This window comes from Bordetella genomosp. 13 (assembly GCF_007679965.1).
In the GTDB taxonomy this organism is placed as follows: Bacteria; Pseudomonadota; Gammaproteobacteria; order Burkholderiales; family Burkholderiaceae_B; genus Bordetella.
Window position 1 is genome coordinate 323,135 of the sequence record NZ_VEHL01000001.1, and the last position, 18,428, is coordinate 341,562.

20 protein-coding genes are annotated in these 18,428 nt (G+C 62.5%); 16 read left to right on the forward strand and 4 right to left on the reverse strand.

What is annotated here, in order from left to right; translation table 11 throughout:
• Positions 1–58: 58 nt before the first annotated feature.
• On the reverse strand, positions 59–1,519 hold the full coding sequence (locus FS845_RS01480; RefSeq protein ID WP_144630238.1) for an FAD-dependent oxidoreductase: 1,461 nt from the start codon (positions 1,517–1,519) through the stop codon (positions 59–61).
• A gap of 203 nt (positions 1,520–1,722) precedes the next feature.
• Here FS845_RS01480 and FS845_RS01485 point away from each other — a divergent pair, with 203 nt between their 5' ends.
• Entirely contained in the window at positions 1,723–2,463 is a 741-nt protein-coding gene (locus FS845_RS01485; protein WP_144630240.1) for a fused MFS/spermidine synthase, read from the forward strand.
• Positions 2,464–2,493: 30 nt separating this feature from the next.
• Here the strand turns inward: FS845_RS01485 and FS845_RS01490 are convergent, their stop codons facing one another.
• The 3 genes from FS845_RS01490 to FS845_RS01500 all read right to left on the reverse strand — a co-directional run bounded on the left by FS845_RS01490 (position 2,494) and on the right by FS845_RS01500 (position 4,123).
• Positions 2,494–2,847 (reverse strand): hypothetical protein, encoded by a 354-nt coding sequence (locus FS845_RS01490; protein WP_144630242.1) that lies wholly within the window; start codon positions 2,845–2,847, stop codon positions 2,494–2,496.
• Positions 2,844–3,215, reverse strand: a complete 372-nt coding sequence (locus tag FS845_RS01495; protein ID WP_144630244.1) for a hypothetical protein — start codon at positions 3,213–3,215, stop codon at positions 2,844–2,846. The genes FS845_RS01490 and FS845_RS01495 overlap by 4 nt, the downstream gene beginning before the upstream one ends.
• A 257-nt stretch (positions 3,216–3,472) precedes the next feature.
• The gene (locus FS845_RS01500; RefSeq protein ID WP_144630246.1) at positions 3,473–4,123 is read right to left on the reverse strand and encodes a LexA family protein; all 651 of its coding nucleotides are present in this window, start codon (positions 4,121–4,123) and stop codon (positions 3,473–3,475) included.
• A gap of 114 nt (positions 4,124–4,237) precedes the next feature.
• Between FS845_RS01500 and FS845_RS01505 the strand changes: the two genes are divergently transcribed.
• The 15 genes from FS845_RS01505 (at position 4,238) to FS845_RS01575 (ending at position 18,425) form a co-directional block, all read left to right on the forward strand.
• Entirely contained in the window at positions 4,238–4,609 is a 372-nt protein-coding gene (locus FS845_RS01505) for a hypothetical protein (protein WP_144630248.1), read from the forward strand.
• A gap of 2 nt (positions 4,610–4,611) precedes the next feature.
• Positions 4,612–5,193, forward strand: a complete 582-nt coding sequence (locus tag FS845_RS01510) for a hypothetical protein (RefSeq protein WP_144630250.1) — start codon at positions 4,612–4,614, stop codon at positions 5,191–5,193.
• Between the two features lie 506 nt (positions 5,194–5,699).
• Positions 5,700–6,356, forward strand: coding sequence for a phage tail protein (locus tag FS845_RS01515; protein WP_144630252.1), 657 nt, complete (start codon positions 5,700–5,702; stop codon positions 6,354–6,356).
• Positions 6,346–6,678 (forward strand): phage tail assembly chaperone, encoded by a 333-nt coding sequence (locus FS845_RS01520; RefSeq protein ID WP_144630254.1) that lies wholly within the window; start codon positions 6,346–6,348, stop codon positions 6,676–6,678. Before FS845_RS01515 ends, FS845_RS01520 begins: the two co-directional genes overlap by 11 nt.
• 17 nt (positions 6,679–6,695) lie before the next feature.
• Positions 6,696–6,986, forward strand: coding sequence for a DUF1799 domain-containing protein (locus FS845_RS01525; protein ID WP_144630256.1), 291 nt, complete (start codon positions 6,696–6,698; stop codon positions 6,984–6,986).
• A 1-nt stretch (position 6,987) separates the two neighbouring features.
• Positions 6,988–8,562: a phage tail tape measure C-terminal domain-containing protein gene (locus FS845_RS01530; protein ID WP_144630258.1), complete on the forward strand. Its 1,575-nt coding sequence runs from the start codon at positions 6,988–6,990 to the stop codon at positions 8,560–8,562.
• The gene (locus FS845_RS01535) at positions 8,562–8,903 is read left to right on the forward strand and encodes a phage tail protein (protein WP_144630260.1); all 342 of its coding nucleotides are present in this window, start codon (positions 8,562–8,564) and stop codon (positions 8,901–8,903) included. Before FS845_RS01530 ends, FS845_RS01535 begins: the two co-directional genes overlap by 1 nt.
• Entirely contained in the window at positions 8,900–10,765 is a 1,866-nt protein-coding gene (locus tag FS845_RS01540) for a hypothetical protein (RefSeq protein ID WP_144630262.1), read from the forward strand. Before FS845_RS01535 ends, FS845_RS01540 begins: the two co-directional genes overlap by 4 nt.
• A 21-nt stretch (positions 10,766–10,786) precedes the next feature.
• Positions 10,787–11,194, forward strand: a complete 408-nt coding sequence (locus tag FS845_RS01545; RefSeq protein WP_144630264.1) for a hypothetical protein — start codon at positions 10,787–10,789, stop codon at positions 11,192–11,194.
• On the forward strand, positions 11,194–11,919 hold the full coding sequence (locus FS845_RS01550; protein WP_144630266.1) for a phage minor tail protein L: 726 nt from the start codon (positions 11,194–11,196) through the stop codon (positions 11,917–11,919). The genes FS845_RS01545 and FS845_RS01550 overlap by 1 nt, the downstream gene beginning before the upstream one ends.
• Before the next feature lie 5 nt (positions 11,920–11,924).
• Positions 11,925–12,737, forward strand: coding sequence for a C40 family peptidase (locus tag FS845_RS01555; RefSeq protein ID WP_144630268.1), 813 nt, complete (start codon positions 11,925–11,927; stop codon positions 12,735–12,737).
• 388 nt (positions 12,738–13,125) lie between these two features.
• Positions 13,126–13,701 (forward strand): tail assembly protein, encoded by a 576-nt coding sequence (locus FS845_RS01560; RefSeq protein WP_144630270.1) that lies wholly within the window; start codon positions 13,126–13,128, stop codon positions 13,699–13,701.
• Positions 13,698–16,886 (forward strand): host specificity protein J, encoded by a 3,189-nt coding sequence (locus tag FS845_RS01565; RefSeq protein ID WP_260986099.1) that lies wholly within the window; start codon positions 13,698–13,700, stop codon positions 16,884–16,886. The genes FS845_RS01560 and FS845_RS01565 overlap by 4 nt, the downstream gene beginning before the upstream one ends.
• 627 nt (positions 16,887–17,513) lie before the next feature.
• On the forward strand, positions 17,514–17,912 hold the full coding sequence (locus tag FS845_RS01570) for a hypothetical protein (protein WP_144630272.1): 399 nt from the start codon (positions 17,514–17,516) through the stop codon (positions 17,910–17,912).
• A 60-nt stretch (positions 17,913–17,972) separates the two neighbouring features.
• Positions 17,973–18,425 carry a D-Ala-D-Ala carboxypeptidase family metallohydrolase gene (locus FS845_RS01575; protein ID WP_144630274.1) on the forward strand — a complete coding sequence of 151 codons (453 nt, stop codon included), beginning with the start codon at positions 17,973–17,975 and terminating at the stop codon, positions 18,423–18,425.
• Positions 18,426–18,428 lie beyond the last annotated feature (3 nt).

The following is an 18,428-nucleotide window of genomic DNA, read 5'->3' on the forward strand; positions in this document are numbered from 1 at the left end:
CGTCCGCGCCCGCACGGCGCGGCGGCCTGGCCGCGGACGACCGCCCGCGGCGCTCCGCTCAGGCGGCCTGTGCCTGCTGCCGGCCCGCGGCGTGCGCGCCGGCCAGGCGCCCGAACACCATGCCGCGCAGCACCGAGGTGGAGCCGGTGTAGGTGCCGTAGTACAGGCCGGTCATCTCGCCGGCCGCGTACAGGTTGGGGATAGGCTCGCCGTCGTGGTCCACGACCCGGCCCAGGCTGTCGGTCTTCAGGCCGCCGAAGGTGAACACGTTGGCCGACATCACGGGATACGCGTAGAAGGGCGCCCGGTCCAGGCGCACGGACCAGTTCGACTTGCGCGGACTGAGGCCGCGCGTGGCCAGCCCATCCAGTTCCAGCGGGCGGTAGTCGCCGTCGGGGCAGGCCGCGTTGAAGTCGGCCACGGTGGCGGCCAGGGTGTCCGCGGGCAGGGACAGCGCCTGGGCCAGGGCCTCGATGCTGTCCGCCTGCACGGCGGGCTGGTCGGTGCGTATGCCCAGCCGATAGTTCGGGATGTCGCGGTGGCGGGCGTCCAGCACGATGTAAGCCATGCCGCCCTCTTGTTCGTAGATGCGCCGGGTGACGCTTTCGTAGTACGCGTCCACGGTGCCGGGAGCCTCGTCGGTGAAGCGCCGGCCCTGGCGATTGACCAGGATGCCGTACGGAAAGATGAACAGCGAGGGCTCGGCGATGCCCGAGCGCGGATCGACCGGCTCGGCGTGGTAGCTGCCGAAATCGCCGCTGGGCGCCGCGCCTGCGTCCAGTCCCATGCGGATGCCGTCGCCGCGGTTGTAGTAGCCGCCACGGCAGATGGGGCGCAGGTACACGGCGCGCGGACCGATGTAGCGCGTCTGCATTTCGGTGTTGCCCTCGAATCCCCCGCAGGCCAGCACCACCTTGCCGTGCACGCGGAACACAGGTCCCTTGCGGGTGCGCGCCGTCAGCCCGATCACCGTGCCGGCCTCGTCGCGCAGCAGGTCCAGGCCGCTAGTCTCGTACAGGAACTGCGCGCCCAAGGCCTCGGCGCGCGCCGCCAGGGCGTCGATCAACGCCTGCCCGCCGCCCACCGGCAAGAGGCGCGGCTGCGTCTTCGTCAGGAACTGCGTGGGCAGGAAGTCGAAGCGCACGCCCAGGCCCTTCATCCAGGCCACCGTGGGGCCGGCATGGGCGGCCAGCGTCTCGACCACGTCGGGGTCCGCGATGCTGAGCGTGTTGACCAGCGGCGTGCGGTCCGCGACCGGCCGCGCGGCCTCCTCGATCAGCAGCGGACTGATGGCGCCCGAGCCGTTCTCGGCCAGGTGGACCTCGAAATCGTCCGTGACCTCGGTCTCGCTCTTCATGCGCAGATAGGCCTCGGTGTAGCGGCTCTGGCCGCCGCGCTCGTCGAACGGCGCGCGCTCCAGCACCACGACCCGCGCGCCGCTCTCGGCCGCCGATACCGCCGCCGACAGTCCGGCCACGCCGCAGCCCACCACGACGACGTCATACGTCTGGTCCTGCATGTTGTCTCGCTCCTTATGTTCCATTATTGGAATCACGTTTCTATATTGGAAAATTATGGGAACAAGATGCGGACAAGTCAATGTGGGGAAAAACCCGCAGACGCGGCGCAGCATGGCGCGGCCGGGCGATTCGGTACTATCGGCGTTCGTACGGTTCGCCGGCCGCAAGGCGGCGGACCGGTTCCAGGCTCATTCCCACGTTCATGTCCCGCCCCACCCCGCCCGCCGCTCCTTTCGTGCAAGACGCCGGCACGCGCCGTTCGCTGCATTTCACGCCGCAGGAAATCCAGAGCAGCATGTCCCTGCTGAATCCGGACGCGCTGGAGATCGAATACACGCGGATGATGATGGGTTTCCTGCTGTTCAATCCCGCGCCTGCGCACATCCTGATGGTGGGCCTGGGCGGCGGCTCGCTGCCGAAGTTCTGCCATCGCTACCTGCCGCGATCGCGCATCACGGTGGTGGAGATCGATCCCGCCGTGATCGCGTTGCGCGAGGCGTTCATGGTGCCGCCCGATGGCGAGCGCTTCCAGGTGGTGGAGGCCGATGCGGCGCAGTACCTGCGCGGGTTGCAGGGCGAGGCCGACGTGGTGCTGCTGGACGGCTACGTGGCAGGCGGCATTCCGGCGCCGTTGTGCACGGCGGCGTTCTATGCAGATTGCCATCGTGCGTTGCGGGAAGACGGCCTGCTGGTGAACAACTTCCACTTCAACCATGCCGACTACCACCGCTACCTGGATCGCCTGCGCGAGGCCTTCGGCCACGCCATGTTCGAGGTGGTGGACGACGACATGACCAACAGCGTGGTGTTCGCCTGCAAGGGGGACCTGCTGGAAGACCCGGCGGCGGCCGAGCTGAAGCGCCCGCCCGCCATGGCCAAGGAAGGCTGGCGGCAGTTGCTGCAGACGTTCAAGGTGATCGGGGCGACGCTGGAGTTGCGGTAGCGGGCGTGGCCGATCAGGACGTATGGCTGATCACGGCGTGTCGTCGCGCTGGAACAAGGCTTCCAATTGTCCTCGAGCACGTTGTTTGGCTTGTGCGTTGCGTGGTCCGCCGAATCGCGGCGGCAAAGGCCGGGCGTCGTGTTCATCAGGCGCTCCGCGGCGTCTCATCTCGGAGGCCCACGCCGCCGAGGCCGCTGCCCAACCCGCGCTGAAGGCGCGTATTTCGCGTTCCACGTCTTGGGGCAGGTGCTCGCGCCAGCGTGTGACCGGAGCACCGCTGGCCTGGTCGAACTTGGTATATGCGCCGCAGCCGGGACTGTGCCGCTCGAGCGCCTGTACCAACAGCACGCGCAATCGCGAGGATAGGGATGGAGCGGTGTTCATCGGACGTCTCCGGTAGCCGTCATCGGCACCTGCGCGCGATGGCGAGTGGACGCGTCGCGCGGATAGTCGGCAAGATTTGCCGCATCGTCCGCAACATGCGCGCCGAGGTCGGCCAACAGCTTCAGGCGGTGCCGGTCGGCGGTAGTGAGGTCACGCGACTCGAGCTCGATGACGAACTGGCGGAACAACGCGCCCAGTTGCGACAGCGTGGAGGACGCGATGCGCAGCGGCACGGCGCAGCGTTCTTCTTGCGTGGTAGGCAGCGAATAGCTGCCTGCCGTGCTCGCGCCCGTGTCCAGCCGCGTGGCGACATCGGGCGGCATACGGCTCCCCGCGGCAGGTGCGCGGGACATGCAGGGGGTGGACATGGGTGGCCTCCGTAGTCCAGGTTATGGGTGCACGGCATGCGCCGCGATAAGGGTTGCGCTCTGATCTGGGGCGTAGACCAGGGCTGTTGTTATCGGACAGGTGGGCCAACAAAGATATCAATAGATATTTATCAGGTCAAGCGTAAGATATTTTATGATGGCGATGCGCAAGCTCGACGTTTCAGGAACGCAAGCATCGAAGGTCCAGTGTCCCCGATGTAAGAGCACCAGGGCCGTGTCGCTGCGAGCCGCAACCGCTATTTCAAATAGCGCCGGTGCTCGACCACCGTGCCGACGATGGACAGTGGTTGGCGGTCGCTGTACAGGCTGGCGAAGTCTTCGTTCAGTGGCACGAGTTCGAAGATTTCGTTGCCGTTCGGGTCGACGCCGCGTGGTCGGTACTTTTTGAAGGTGGCTTCTTCGCCGCCATTCATGGCGATGACGAACGATCCGGGGCTGGGGCTGAGGTCCTGGTCCACGATGATCTTGTCGCCCGGCTGGAACATGGGCGCCATCGACAGGCCCCGCACGATGAGCGCAAAGGCGCGATCCGACAATCCCAGGTCGGAAACCAGATACTCCAGCGTCTCACCGGCAAAGCCCACGCCCACGTCCGTCAGGTTGCCCGCCTGCACGTAGTTCAGCACCGGAATGCGGCGGACATTGCCCAGCGCGCCGAGATCTTCGCCAGACGGCCCGCCCGCGGAATACAGCCATCCCGTCGGCTTGTTGAAGGCGCGCTCGATGCGGTCAGCCATCTTGGCGCCGATGCCGCGGCGGGGGTCGTCGCCGGCAATCTGCCATGCCTGGGCGGGAGAGATGCCGACGATTTCGGCAAAGCGCGCCAGGGAACCCGCCTCCTGCACAAGTTCGCGGGCGTTACGGTGGGCGGTTACGGAGAGGCTCATCGCGTCTTCCTGGTTGGCTCAATGAATATCTAATGATACACAATCTTTTGATTGAAGTGTTGGATATCTATTGATATCTTTCGTGGTGTTCTATGTCAGACCAAAGGAAGTCCTATGAACACCATCAATGAACAATGGCAGGAGCTGGAAGGCGCGTGGGGCCTCCTGCTCGGACTGCCCGAGCTGTCCACCCGCCAACATCGGATCGCCGACGATGACCGTGCCGAGCGCCGCGTCTTCTCGGGGTGTCGCTGCTGGCGCTGCTTTCCCGGCACTGGCGGCGTGGCCGAGGGGGATCGCCGCACCCTGGATCGCATCCTGGGGGCGCATCTCGCGCGCATGTCGGACGACGAACGCGAACGGTTCCTGTCCGATTGGGCTGCCAATCCGCGGCACGGATTGAAGGCACGCGGCACTCTGCAGGCCTGGGTGCGCATCGCGCAGGGCTGCGCCGAAGCGGAACCGTTCTATCCGCAGGAGGCTTGACCATGGACTACCCGTTCATGACCGTGACGCAGGCCATCGTTCATGCCCTCAACGACGAGCGTCGCAGCGGCAGCCCGCGTCCTGCCGCATCCCGGCTGGCCGATGCGCGCCTGGCGGATCCTCCGCCGTTCGTCGGTGCTGATCTCGACGCCGAAAAGGCCATGGCCGAACGCATCCTGTCGAAAGAACTGAACCGTCTGCATCTGGCCGCGCTGCGCGCCCGATACGCGCCTCGCCAAGCACGATGCTGCGAATGCAATGGCCAACGGCCGCGCCTGGACTGGCTGGCCGCGCTGCGTGAAATCTCCGTTGCTGCGGGCGAGGCGGTGGGACATGCCGGCAACACGGAACTGCGCCTGGCATTGGTACGGCGGCATTACGAAGACAGCGGCACGCGGCTCGAGACCCTGGCCCACGAACATGGCGTCAGCCTGTCGACCGTCAGTCGCATCAACTCTCTGGTATCGCCTTTCCTGAAGGGCGCGAAGCATGGCAGGAAGGGCACCGCGCCGATGCAGGGAATCGATCAAGCTGCGTATGCGCATGCCGAAGAGATCCTGCGCCATGGTGGTTTCGTCCAGTAGCAGGTCGTTGTCGTAACGGATGCGGTTCCAGTCAGCCACGGCGAGTGTGGCACGGCGAATGCAGTAAAGCAGGGCAATGCATGCAGTACATAAAAATTATTGACGTAGACTAGAAAAAACATCAAAATCTCTTTCATCGGATTTCCTCATAAATCCGTCCGGAAAAACCACGAAGCCCGCTCGCCGCCGCCGCGGGCTTTTGCTTTTCTGCCTGTATACGGGCCTGCGGCACGGCACCGATAAATAATCGCCGCCGCCGCAAGAAATTCGTTGTGCAAGACAGAAAAGCGCGTCAGAATCCTTTTCATCGGATTTCGTCAAAAGTCCGCCAGCAAGCCCGCGAGCCCTGTGCCGCGGGCTTTTTCTTTTGCCTCGCGATGCCGGCCGGCACGCATATGCCTCCTTCGCTGCGCAGCGCGGCAACCGCACGTTCCACGTTCATATGGCCGTCCAAGAGGGCGCCGCAACAGCCGCCTTCGGGCGGCTTTTTCTATTGGAGTTCGACAATGAGTGTTTTCCTTTCCAACGGCTCTACCATCTCGATCGCTGGCACCCTGGGCGCCGAGAAGATCGTCACGGCCGTCACGAACGCCAGTCCCGGCGTGGCGTCGTCGACCGGTCACGGCTTCGTCAACGGCGGCATCGTGCTGGTGCGCTCTGGCTGGACGTCGCTGGACAGCCGCGTGGCCCGCGTGGCTGCGTCCGAAGCGGACAAATTCTCTCTCGACGGCATCGACACCACCAATGTGCGCCGCTATCCGGCTGGCGGCGGCGCGGGCGGCGCTCGCCTGGTGACCCCCACCAGCTGGACCGAGATCACGCAGATCACCGAAAGCAGCGCATCGGGCGGCGAGCAGCAGTTCGCCACCTACTCGTTCCTGGCCGACACCGGCGACCAGCGCCAACTGCCGACCAAGCGCACGCCGCGCCAGATCACGCTGCAGGTGGCCGATGACGCCGCTCAGCCGCACTACGCCATCCTGGACGCGGCGGACAGCGATCGCCTGCCGCGCGTCATCCGCCTGTCGCTGCCCAACGGCGCCGTCATCTACTACGCCGCGTACATCTCGTTCAACAAGGTGCCCACCATGAACCAGGACGAGATCATGGTCCTGGCCGTGAACCTGTCGCTGGCCTCGGAGCCGACCCGCTATGCAAGCTAAGCCGGCGATGTTCAAGATCGTGGCGTCGCCCACGTTCACCGCGGTGGTGAACGTGCCGGTGCCGGGTGGCGGCGTACAGCCGCTGGAACTCGTCTTCAAGCACAAGACGCGCGATGCCGCCAAGGCCTATCTGTCACGTCCGCCGCAGGACGGCGACACGGACGGCTCGGTGCTGGACGAGATCGTGGCCGACTGGCGCAACGTGGAAGAGCCGTATACCCCCGAGAACATGACGGTGCTGTGCGGCAACTTCCCCGGTGCGCCCGAGGCGATCCTGGAATCCTATCTCACCGAACTGGGTGTGGTGCGCCGAAAAAACTAGGCGCCGTCGGCCGCGCGATGTACTGGCGTCGGCCCGATGCCCGGCAGCTCGCCGGGTTCGGGCTGACGCCGGACGACGTGCGTCCGGCGGGCATCGAGGTGTGGGAAGAGCATGTGCCAATCATCAACGTGTTTGATGCATTGAGCACGCAATGGGTAATGGGGATGAGCGGCCCCACGGGCTTGAACTACCAAGCTTTGCCTTTCCTCCTGCGCCTGTATGGCATCCCCCGCGAGGACCAGCGCCAGCTGTTCGAAGACCTGCAGGTCCTCGAACACGCCGCGCTGAAGGAAATGCACCGAGGTTGATATGGCTACTCAAACAATCAATGCCACGATGCAGGTGAAGGTCGATAGCACCCAGGCCAAGAACGCGCTGAAGGATTTCACGCGGGAGATGCAGGCCGCCATCACCTCCCTGACAAAGGCAGGCCAACAGGCCAGCAAGACGTTCGGCAGTATCGGCCAGGCCGCCGCCGATGCTGGAAGCAAGATCGAGTCGGCAACGCAGAAGGCCCTGCGCCTGCTGGACCAGCAGACAGCGAGCGTGTCCAAGTCCACGGACGGACTAGGCAAGATGCGGGCCCAAGAGGCCGAGGCGGCGAAGTCGAAGGACAAGGGTGGAAAAGTAGGAACCGGCAAGGAGGACGGAGATCCTGACTCCTTGTCAGGAGCGTTGGCAAAGGAAGAGGAGTACTACCGCGGCCGCAATGAGTTGCAGTCCCAGTGGTTGCTGGGGTTGCGGCGCGGTCTGGTGACTTATGCCAGCGAATCGAGCAAGACCTACGACACGCTGAAGAAATCGTCGTCTGAATTCCTAACGGGTTTCGACAAGCAGATCGAGCAACTGGTGCGTACCGGGAAGGCCAACTTCTCCGATATATCGAAAACCTTCCTGACGGATTTTGGCAAGGTTTCGCTACGGGAGCTTGTGACCAAACCCGGGGCAGGCCTGTTTGCCGACTTGCTGGGCGATGTTTTCGGTCGAGCTCCAGCAGAAGACAAAAAACGAGAGGGCGGCAAGACCAAGGTAGCCGCACAGCCCATCGCTCCGGGAATTTCGCAGGAAGCGGGAGAAGCGGCTGCGGCTACGCAAGCCGGTCAGGACCCGCAACCCGATGAGTCGCGCAGGGCCCGTCAGCCCGGGATTCGTTGGGCATCCGATGCCCAGCGTGCTCTGCGGGATTTCGGCGCAGCTGCCGGCGATACCTTCGACATCGCGAAGGAAGCCGGTCAGCGGTGGATAACGGGATTCGGCGAGCAGTTGGAAACGCTCGTCTTCACCGGCAAGGCGAATTTCAAGGATCTGGCCGACAGCATCTTGATCGACCTGGCGCGTATTGCGGCACGCAAGGCGCTGATCGAGCCCCTGGCTGGCGCGCTGTCGCAAGGTTTTGGTGCCTTGTCCGGGATGTTCGCCGGCGGCGGCATTGGCAGCGCCACCGCCGCAGACGTCGCGGCTGCGGGAGAGGGGTTGATGTTCCTGGGGGGCGGTGGTTACACCGGGGATCGGCCGCGCGATCAAGTGGCGGGCGTAGTTCATGGCCAGGAGTATGTGTTGAATGCTGATGCCACCGCGCGCATCGGGCGCGGCACCCTGGATGCGATGAACTCGGGAAGCCGTAATTGGATGGGGGGCGATGGCTCTTCGCTGCCGACCGGGACGCCAGCACAGGCAGGGACAATTTCGCCGACGGGCGGCAGCGTCATCAACGTCGGCGTCACCATCAACGGCGGCGGCGACGTGCAATCCAGCGCGCCCGAGGACTATGAGCAATTTGCCCAGGAGGTCGGAACCATGATCGATGCGCGATTCCAGCAACTCCAGGCCCGGTCGTACCGCCAGGGCGGCATGGCCTGGCAACAACAGAACGGGCGCATGTGATGGCAACCACCGAAACCTTTACCTGGCCTTCGGTCAACGAACCGCAGGGCACTGTGACGTACCGGCGCTTGGTCGCACAGTTCGGAGACGGCTATCGGCAGGCGGCCGGCGACGGCATCAATAACAAGGTGCAGTCCTGGCCGCTGCAGTTCATCGGCACGGCCGATTACCTGGAACCCATCCTGGCGTTCTTCGACCGCCATGCCGGCTATCGCTCGTTTCGCTGGACGCCGCCATTGGGCGAAGAGGGGTGGTACGAGGTCACCTCGTATAGCCCCTCGCCGGTAGGCGGCGCCGTCTACACGGTCTCGGCCACCTTTCAGCAGGTATTCAAACCATGACCAAGCAGGTAATCAACACCGGCACCGCTCCGAACGACGGCACCGGAGACAACGCACGTGTGTCGTTCACGAAGACTAACGCCAATTTCGATGAGTTGTACGCGGCGATCGGCGGCGGGGTTATCCCGCTGGCACAGAAAGGCATCGCTGGTGGCGTGGCCGCGCTCAACGCCAATGGCAATCTGACGTATCGCCAGGAGGGCGTGGCGTTACCCAGCTATAGGGTCGCCACACAGGCTTCCGGCAGTACGGGCTACCGCTACGCCACGTCGGGTGACCTCGCTAGCCTCAAGCACAACGCCAACGAGGCCACGACGATTCTCGGGCAGTTCAAGACCGCGCGGCCGAGCACCGGCGGCACTATGCTGTCGCTGGAGTTCGCCGGCCAGCGCCTTGGCGCCGTAGCTACTTTGAACTGCACTGTGCAGCTCTATATCACCACGGCGCTAAGCGTGGGCAACTGCTGGGTGAATCATCGCGGTGATTGGCGGCCTGCGGTGCTTGCCGGCGTCAATAGCACGGGCGAGCTGTGCATCGTTTTCGACACCACTGGAACGGGTACTGCGGGATTCTTCTTGATTTCCTTGATGGCGGCTCGTATCGGTCACGTCGGAGCAGACGTCGGATTCAGGTGGATGTCTACCTGGTCAACGGCGGTCATTCCGGATCTGACCTCTTTTACGACGGCACCGCTTCCACTCGCTGACACGGGGCCGCTGCCGCTTACCGGCGGGGCGCTGACCGGACCCCTAATTCTTGCGTCCGGCTTGCCTACCGCGGTTGCGCTGGGCCTGGGCGGCCGCACCGATACGGGTTTGTCGTTCTCTGGTTCGTCCAGCCAAGGCGTACAAGTTTCGTCTGGTGGGACTGGCGTTGCAAGTTTCCTCGGTTCGGCACTGCGACTCTCCGTCCCCCTAGGCTTTTCATCAGCGATTACGGTTGCGCCGGATGTGACGCTCACGCGCACTGGTGCCAACGCCTTGGTGGTTGGTGCTTCGGCGGTTACGTCTTTCACCGGCTCGGTCAATGTCGGGAACAATCTGATCCTGGAGGCGGGGTCCAACCAAGCACGCATTTCCAAGGTGGGGAGCGCGGCTGGCGTTATCGACATGAACCCCGCAGCGGGCGATGGAACGTCGGATGCGCTGTTGCGCGTATTTCAAGGTGCCGCTGGCAATGGGCTGAAGGCGTTTCAGATTCTGAACGGCTCCGGCAGTTCGTCCGCTGCTCGGCACGAGTTGGCGGTCAGCGGGGCAGAGGCGCGCGCTGGCATCGGTGGAGCGTCCTCCGCCGGGAGAACCCTACGAGTCTACGGCGATACCCAGATCGACGGTGGCCTGTTCGCGGCCGTACGAACCAGCACTACTCTCCCCGCCGCATCAAGCAATACCGGGGCTACATTCTATTGCTCCAACGCGCAGGGCGGAGCCAGCGAATGCACCAGCGACGGCACGGACTGGATTTCGCACAAAACCGGGTTGCCGGTAAGCATGGCCCCATATGAAACCGGCCCTATTGGGGTCAGTGGAGAGTATGGGAACTGGTTCGTTCGTAGGTACGCGGACGGCACTATGGTATGCACTTTGCGTTTCATTCTCGTTCTTGGCGGGGGCCTGACCGCTGATACAGGAGTCAACCTGGCAGCTACTCCTATGAGTTGGCCTGCAGCCTTTACGTCTATAGACACTCTTCACCCTTCATTCAGTGGTGGGTGGGCTGGGTATGTCGATCTTTCTTGCGGAAATTCAGGACCGTCAACCGCTAGCACCGGTCTGTGCTACCTAAAAAACATTAGCAACGGTAATACCGGCGCTATTGATGGAAAAGGCTACCTCACCGCTGTTGGCCGCTGGAAAAACTAATCATCTATAGGAGCAATGCACATGGAAAGCTTCAAAGCAGGTGAAATCCTTATCGTTGTATCGTCGTTCGGCGGCATCCAAGGCGCGCACGTCCGCCCCGCTGCTATTGCCACCGATCCGTTTAATCCCGGTACGCAGACCCAAGTGCTGGGCCCGGCGCGGCCCATCTTCGACAGCCCGACGCTGCAGTCGGTCCTAGGCGAAGCGACGACGGTGGCGCTGGCCGAGAACAGCACGCTCCAGGCCGACTTGACCACGGCCAAGGTGTCGCTCGAATTTGCCCAGTCCGACTTGGCCGCCGCGCAGGCCGAGGCGGACACGCTGCGCCAGCAGGTGGCCAGCCGAGACAGCAACATCGCCCAGCTGCAGGCCGAACTGGACGCGCTGAGAGCTACGCCCGAGCAGGTGGCGGTGGAAGAGGCGTCGTAATGCCGATCACCGCAGATGTACAGCGACTGGAGCCTGGAGCGCTGGTACGCCTGTTCGAACTGGACGCGACCGGCATCGGCGGCGACGTGCTGCGGTTTCACGGACATGCGCAATCCGGCCCAATCTGGTGGCAAGGGCAGCAGTACGACCCGTGGGCGATCGAGGCGAGGGATTTCCAGCGCACGGGGGAGGCCCAGCAGCCGTCGCCAACGCTGGCTGTCGGCAACATCGGGCAGGATGGCCAGGGAAATCCCGTGCCTGGCGTAATCTCGGCGTTGTGCCTGGCGTTGGATGACATGGTGGGCGCAGTACTCACCGTGCGCGAGACGCTGGGGCAATACCTAGATGCTGCCAACTTCCCCGACGGGAATTCGTCGGCGGACCCGGTGCAGGAGCTTCCGACGGAGGTTTGGATCGTCGAGCAGAAGACCAGCGAATCGGCCGAGCTGGTCGAATTCGAGCTGGCCAACTCTCTGAGTTTCGACGGGCGACAACTGCCCGGCCGGCAAATCGTCGCGAACATGTGTCCGTGGCTCTGGATCGGCGGCTATCGAGGCCCGTACTGCCAGTACACGGACAACAAGTACTTCGATGCCATGGACAACATGGTCACCGACCCCGCGCTGGACAAGTGCGGCGGTCGCGTGACCTCGTGCAAGAGGCGGTTCGGTGAGTATGCCGTCATCAATTTCGGCGGGTTCCCGGCTGCGGACCGCTTGAGGTAAATACCATGCGCAAATCCATTCTGGCAGCGATCCGCGCACACGCGGTCGCGGAGTACCCGCGCGAGTGCTGTGGGCTGATAGTGTCTGCGCCCGACCGCCTGGCGCACGGTGGCGCGACCGAACGGTACATCGCGTGCCGTAATGCGGCCAGCGACGGCGACCAGTTCAGGATTGCCGCGGAGGACTACGCCACGGCCGACGACGCAGGCCAGGTGCTCGCCGTTGTGCACAGCCATCCGGACGCCGATCCGCTGCCGAGCGATGCCGACCGCGTAGCGTGCGAGGCCTCTGGTCTGCCCTGGTACATCGTGGAGGTCCGCGCCGAGGGCGGCGTGGTGGAGGCGCGCCAGGTGTATTCGTGGGCGCCGGAGGGCTACCAGGCGCCCCTGTTGGGCCGCGCGTTTCACCACGGCATTCTCGACTGCTACACCATCATCCAGGACTGGTATGCGAGGGAACGAGGGATTGAGCTGCCCGAATTCGAACGTGCCGACGGCTGGTGGGAAACCGAGCAGGAACTCTACCTCGACCATTTCGCCGAGGCAGGCTTCCGGCGGCTGAGCGATGCCGAGCCGTTGCAACCTGGCGATGTGATCCTGATGCAGGTGCTCAGCAAGCGTACGAACCACGCCGGCGTCTACCTCGGGCCCAGGCCGCTGGCTGAGCGCCGGGATCTGCATCCGCTCGCCGGTGGCATGCTGCATCACCTATACGGCCGGCTGTCGGAGCGGGTGGTGTACGGCGGATACTGGCTTGAATGCACCCGGGCGAGGCTGCGGTATATTGGCCGCGATGAAAACTCGGAGGGACGGGGATGAAAGAAAATACTTGGGCGGTATTGATACCGATGTTAAGCGGCTGCATGGCAATGTCGGCTTCGGAACTGCGAGCCTCGCCGCCTGTGTGGTTTGGCACTTCGCAGAAAACATCGGCGGATTACACTGCCTGCGTGATGCAGGGTTGGCGCGATTACGTCAGAAATCCTAACAACAGCGCCATTCCTGATGGCAGGAGATCTACTTAGCCGATCTATATCCCGTTATTTCCCTGCGGGCGATGGACCGTCAGGGCGAGGGGGGCGATATCAATCTGCGTTCTCGTTTACCGTACGGATATAGTGACTTGGTTGTCACAGCTCAGTCGTGCGTCTGACGTAATAAGAAATCACATGGAACCCGCTTCGGCGGGTTTTTTTATGGAGGAACCATGAGCGAGAGCCTGAAGACGGTTCGGTTATATGGGCGCCTGGGGGCGCAGTTCGGCCGGGTGCATCGGCTGGCCGTGATGAGTACCGCTGAAGCGGTGCAGGCACTCTGCGCAACGGTCCCCGGATTTGAACGGGCATTTCTTGCGACGGACGTGCGCTATGCCTGCTTCCTGGGGAAGCGCAATATCGGGGAAGAGGATGTCGCCAAGCCAGCCAAAGGTGAGGACATACGCATCGCGCCCATTTTGCAAGGCGCGAAGCGCGGCGGCGTGTTCCAGACTATCCTCGGCGCGGCGTTGATCGTGGTCGGCGCGGTCGTCTCTGCGTACGGCGGCGCTGGCACTCCGCTCATTAAGTTTGGTGCGGCCATGATGTTCGCCGGTATCGTGCAAATGCTGTCACCGCAGCAGCGGGGCCTGTCTACGCAGGACAACCCCGAGAATGGCGCCTCCTACAACTTCAACGGTCCGGTGAATACGACGGCCCAGGGTAACGCTGTGCCACTGCTGTATGGCGAGATGTTCGTGGGCAGCTCGGTCGTGTCGGCCGGCATCTTCGCGGAAGATCAGGCATGATTGCAACAGTGATGGAACGAGAAGAGGCGCCTGCGGGCGCTTTTTGCATTTCTGGCCCATACAGCGAGATATCGCGGCGAGGCGGCATAACCATCGTCGGGGCGAAGGGCGGTAAGGGCGGCGGCAGCGACGTGAGAGCGCCCATAGAGGCTCCCGACTCGCTACATAGCACCTCATATGCCAAGGTATTGGACCTGGTTAGCGAGGGGCCCGTCGTCGGTCCGGTGCATGGCATAGGTGGTCTGCTGCGCGACATTTATCTGGACGGCACGCCGATCCAGAACGATGACGGTACGCTGAACTTCGAGGGTGTGCGGGCCGACTTTCGTGCCGGGACGCAAGACCAGGACTACATCGCCGGGTTTCCCGCGGCCGAGTCAGCGATTGGAATCGGCATTGAGCTGCGCAGCGACCAGTCGTTTTTGCGGCAGTTCACAAACCCCAATCTGTCCGCTGTGCGTGTGACGCTAGAGGTGCGTGGGCTGTCTCAGACCAACACCACGAACGCCGACATTAACGGCTATCGCGTCGAATACATCATCGAGGTGCAGACCGGTGGCGGCGCGTGGCAGGATGTTCTGCGCAGCGCTTTCGACGGGAAGACGACCCAGACCTACGCTCGGTCCCATCGCATCGACCTGCCGCCCTCAACGTCAGGCTGGAACGTGCGCGTGACGCGGCTGACCGCCAATGCCAACAGCAGCACCATTGCTGATCGCACGTTCATCCAGGCCGTATCCGAGATCATCGACGCCAAGCTGCGCATGCCGATGTCGGCGCTCGTCGGCGTTCAGATCGACGCGAAACAGTTTCAGTCCGTCCCTCAGCGTGCGTTTCATTTTCGCGGTCGGATCATCTCCGTGCCGAGCAACTATGACCCGGCCACGCGCGTCTATACCGGCACCTGGGACGGGACATTCAAGCAGGCGTGGAGCAATTGCCCGCCGTGGATTTTCTACGACCTGGTGAGCAACGACCGCTACGGCCTTGGTGCGTTCGTGCCGGCCAGCAAACTGTCGATGCTCAAATGGGCGCTCTATCCCGTTGCACAGTACTGCGACGAGCTAGTGCCCGATGGGTTCGGTGGGCAGGAGCCACGTTTTACCTGCAACGTCTACATCCAGGAGCGCGCCGACGCGTACCGCGTACTTGCCGATCTGGCCAGTGTGTTCCGTGGAATGGTCTATGAGCAGGGTGGCGTCGTGATGGCTGCGGCGGATATCCCGGGAGATCCTGCCTACACGTACTCGGCCGCCAACGTCATTGACGGGAGGTTCAATTACACCGGATCGCCACGGCGGACACGTTACACGGTTTCGCAGGTCTCTTGGAACGACATGGAGGACATGGGGCGTGCCAAGATGGAGGCGGTGGAATCGGACCGCGATACCCAGGTGCGATACGGCTTGAATGTCACCCAGACGACAGCGTTTGCTTGCTCTTCACGCGGCCAAGCCGTGCGCGCTGCGAAATGGGCGTTGTTGACCTCGCAGCGAGAGACCCAAGCCGTCACATTCAGCGTGGGCCTCGATCATGCGGTTGTGGCGCCGGGGCGGGTAATCCGCGTAGTGGACCCTCGTCGCGCGGGGCGCCGGATCGGAGGGCGCATCCGTTCGGCCACGCGCACGGTGATCACGACGGACCTGGATGTCATTGTGCGACCGGGCGATCGACTGGTAGTGAACCTGCCGAGTGGTGTGTCCGAGTCTCGCATCGTCAGCGATTTGGTCGGCGAGGGCGTGTCTGCGGACGGTACGACGTGGCGCGCTGACAGCACGGAAATCACCGCGGACATGGTAGGCCTGCCGGGCAGCACGCTTACCATCACGGTCACCCAGCCCTTCAGCGAGCTGCCGGAGCCCGAATCGATATGGACGGTCGAGTCTGAAGCGCTGACCTCGCAGCTTTTCCGCGTGTTGTCGATTTCCCGTCGAACGCCCTTGGAAGCGGAGATCATGGCGGTGCAGCACGAGCCTGGCAAATACTCTGGCGTCGACTACGGCACGAAAATCGATACACGCCCGATCACCGTGGTGCCTCCGGGTGTGCAGGCGCCGCCGGCGCAGGTGACCCTGTCGTCCTACTCCGTGGTTGTCCAGGGCATCGCTCAGCACAACGGCGTGATCGAGTGGCCTGCGGCGAAAGGCGCGGTGGCATACCAGGTGCAATGGCGGCGTGACAGCTCCGACTGGATCGAAGGGGGGCGCACCGGTTCGGCCAGGCTCGAGCTGGATAACATTCGCACCGGCGCGTACGTGGCGCGCGCACGTGCCATCAATGCTGCCAATGTGCCGTCGGTGTGGACGGTTTCGGCGGAGACACGCCTTGAGGGCACGATTGCACCGCCGACTGCTCTGGCATTCCTGTCGACCACGTCGTTGATTTTCGGCATCCAGTTGGCTTGGGGGTTCCCGGCCGGGCCGTCGATCATCGAACGGGCGCAGATCTGGTATTCGCAGACCAATGATCGGGCAGATGCCACGCTGCTGGGCGAGTTTCCGTACCCGCAGTCGACCCATGCGCTGATGGGACTGGCGGCTGGAGCTCGGCTGTATTTTTGGGGCCGGCTCATCGACAAGCAGGGCGAGATCGGACCGTGGTACCCGTCAGGCGTCGGCGTGGCGGGCACAGCGAGCAGTGATGCAAATCCGATTCTCGACTTCCTGCAGGGAAAAATCACGGAGAGCCAGCTCGGCCAGGCCCTACTGGAGAAGATCGACGGTGGCGGCGAAGCGATGGTAGCGGTGCAGCAGGTCGTGACGGCTCTGGCTGCCCTCTACACGATCAAAACGCAGCTGACCGTCGATGGCGTGCCTTATATGGCGGGTATCGGTGTGGGCGTCGAAAACGATGCCGGCATCATCACGTCACAGATTTTGCTGGCTGCTGGAAGGGTCGCGGTTCTGGACGAGACAAGCGGCTTGTTGACTGCGCCGTTCGTTATCCAGGGGGGGCAGACATTCATCAATCAGGCTCTCATCGGCACCGGCTGGATCACTAACGCCATGATCGGAAACTTCATCCAATCGAACGATTTCGTCCCAGATCAGTCCGGCTGGCAAATCAATAAAAATGGCGCCATCCAAATAAATGGAACCGGCGGCGGTGGACGAATGCGGCTTTCTAATGCGGGCGTGCGCTTATACGATCCTAGCGGAACGCTGCGTATACGGATGGAGTTATAGCCGTGGCTGTGTTTACTCTTTATAACGTAGACGGCTCTGTGCATCTAGATCTCAGTAGGTCTATCACCAAATGGCTTGGAGAATTCGAGGCCACTTCGAGCGGGTCCATCACAATACCCGAGTTCGCCGCCAACCGGGGCTGGGCGCATATCCAGCCCTTGAGCCAAGGTGCCTCATGGCCGGCCGGGTATTCGGTGCGCGTCTCTGGTGTTCAAATCATATACACCATATTCGATTCCAGTCGACTATTTCGTGTGGTGTACGGGGTGTACTGAAATGACCATACTCGAAGTTAGGAACGACGACAGCCACATACTCATTAATGATTCGTTCGAAAATTATGTTTATGTGCTATCCACACAGGCGACGCTGATATCTGCGCAGAATATGCCTGGCGGGATATCAGTATCGGGATCGGTAGGTCATATTTCGTATGTTGGCCGACCTGGGTCGTCTCCGATCCTGGCCTTCGCTATGTCGCCTTTAGAGCCCAAAGTGGGCATCTTCACCATTACGAGGTTAGGCAGTCAGATAACTTGGGAGATTAGGGGTTCAGCAACTGACATTGGCAAGCCCGTAAGATACTGGATTTTTGACAGGATACGAGGAAACGCCTCAGGAAGCGGCATGCTTTCGCTTTACAATACTGACGGACAACTGGTATTCGACAGTGCGGCGTTGTATATGAGGATAGAGCAGTTCATATCTGTAAATTATTCGTCAGAATTTACGCCCATAGACTATCCGCTATCCGGGTCGCGCCAGTACGCAATTGCCCATGCCTCGCCTGCGACGTCGAACCACGAAGCGTTTCCACCGCTTCCGCAAGGCGTGTACGCACAAGAAGATTGGTCTATGCAAGTAGTGGGCCAGCGGACAGGTAATACTTTGAGGTTCGAGGCGGTTCAAACAGTATATTCGATTCAGATAACGGATTTTAGCACTATCGGCGATCCACCAAGCACGGGGTTTAATAACTACTGGTCTCCAGGAACTTATATGCTGATCGACGTTACCGGCATGTAGCGCAGCTAACACTATGTATTTCCCCGCCTAGAGCGGGATTTTTTTGTTTGGAGATTCTGAATGAACCTTTCTCCACACTTTGCTTTGGCAGAGCTGGTTGCCAGCCAGACCGCCGAACGTCGGCGCATCGATAACATCCCTACGGACGTTGTGCTGAGCAACCTGTACACGCTTGCGGATCGGCTGGAAACCGTGCGCGGCATCCTGGGTGGCCTGCCCATGCTGATATCAAGCGGTTATCGCAGCCAGGCGCTGAATCGTGCCCTGGGCGGCTCCATCACTTCGGCGCATATGCTGGGACTGGCCGCCGATTTCACGTGCCCAGGCTTTGGTTCGCCGCTAGACGTCTGTCGCGAGTTGGCCCGCCACGCTGACGCGCTGGATTTCGACCAGATCATCCATGAAGGTACGTGGGTGCATCTTGGCCTGGCCGCGCCTGGCAAGATGCCCCTTCGCCAGGTGCTGACTGCGCATTTCAATGCCGGCGGCACGACCTACTCGCGTGGCCTCTAGGAG

Coding starts and splice junctions, on each gene's coding strand:
- FS845_RS01545 (WP_144630264.1), top strand. CDS start 10,787: ATGGAAAGCTTCAAAGCAGGTGAAATCCTTATCGTTGTATCGTCGTTC.
- FS845_RS01515 (WP_144630252.1), top strand. CDS start 5,700: ATGAGTGTTTTCCTTTCCAACGGCTCTACCATCTCGATCGCTGGCACC.
- FS845_RS01560 (WP_144630270.1), top strand. CDS start 13,126: ATGAGCGAGAGCCTGAAGACGGTTCGGTTATATGGGCGCCTGGGGGCG.
- FS845_RS01530 (WP_144630258.1), top strand. CDS start 6,988: ATGGCTACTCAAACAATCAATGCCACGATGCAGGTGAAGGTCGATAGC.
- FS845_RS01510 (WP_144630250.1), top strand. CDS start 4,612: ATGGACTACCCGTTCATGACCGTGACGCAGGCCATCGTTCATGCCCTC.
- FS845_RS01555 (WP_144630268.1), top strand. CDS start 11,925: ATGCGCAAATCCATTCTGGCAGCGATCCGCGCACACGCGGTCGCGGAG.
- FS845_RS01550 (WP_144630266.1), top strand. CDS start 11,194: ATGCCGATCACCGCAGATGTACAGCGACTGGAGCCTGGAGCGCTGGTA.
- FS845_RS01565 (WP_260986099.1), top strand. CDS start 13,698: ATGATTGCAACAGTGATGGAACGAGAAGAGGCGCCTGCGGGCGCTTTT.
- FS845_RS01535 (WP_144630260.1), top strand. CDS start 8,562: ATGGCAACCACCGAAACCTTTACCTGGCCTTCGGTCAACGAACCGCAG.
- FS845_RS01490 (WP_144630242.1), bottom strand. CDS start 2,847: ATGAACACCGCTCCATCCCTATCCTCGCGATTGCGCGTGCTGTTGGTA.
- FS845_RS01570 (WP_144630272.1), top strand. CDS start 17,514: ATGCTTTCGCTTTACAATACTGACGGACAACTGGTATTCGACAGTGCG.
- FS845_RS01500 (WP_144630246.1), bottom strand. CDS start 4,123: ATGAGCCTCTCCGTAACCGCCCACCGTAACGCCCGCGAACTTGTGCAG.
- FS845_RS01480 (WP_144630238.1), bottom strand. CDS start 1,519: ATGCAGGACCAGACGTATGACGTCGTCGTGGTGGGCTGCGGCGTGGCC.
- FS845_RS01540 (WP_144630262.1), top strand. CDS start 8,900: ATGACCAAGCAGGTAATCAACACCGGCACCGCTCCGAACGACGGCACC.
- FS845_RS01495 (WP_144630244.1), bottom strand. CDS start 3,215: ATGTCCACCCCCTGCATGTCCCGCGCACCTGCCGCGGGGAGCCGTATG.
- FS845_RS01525 (WP_144630256.1), top strand. CDS start 6,696: ATGTACTGGCGTCGGCCCGATGCCCGGCAGCTCGCCGGGTTCGGGCTG.
- FS845_RS01505 (WP_144630248.1), top strand. CDS start 4,238: ATGAACACCATCAATGAACAATGGCAGGAGCTGGAAGGCGCGTGGGGC.
- FS845_RS01485 (WP_144630240.1), top strand. CDS start 1,723: ATGTCCCGCCCCACCCCGCCCGCCGCTCCTTTCGTGCAAGACGCCGGC.
- FS845_RS01575 (WP_144630274.1), top strand. CDS start 17,973: ATGAACCTTTCTCCACACTTTGCTTTGGCAGAGCTGGTTGCCAGCCAG.
- FS845_RS01520 (WP_144630254.1), top strand. CDS start 6,346: ATGCAAGCTAAGCCGGCGATGTTCAAGATCGTGGCGTCGCCCACGTTC.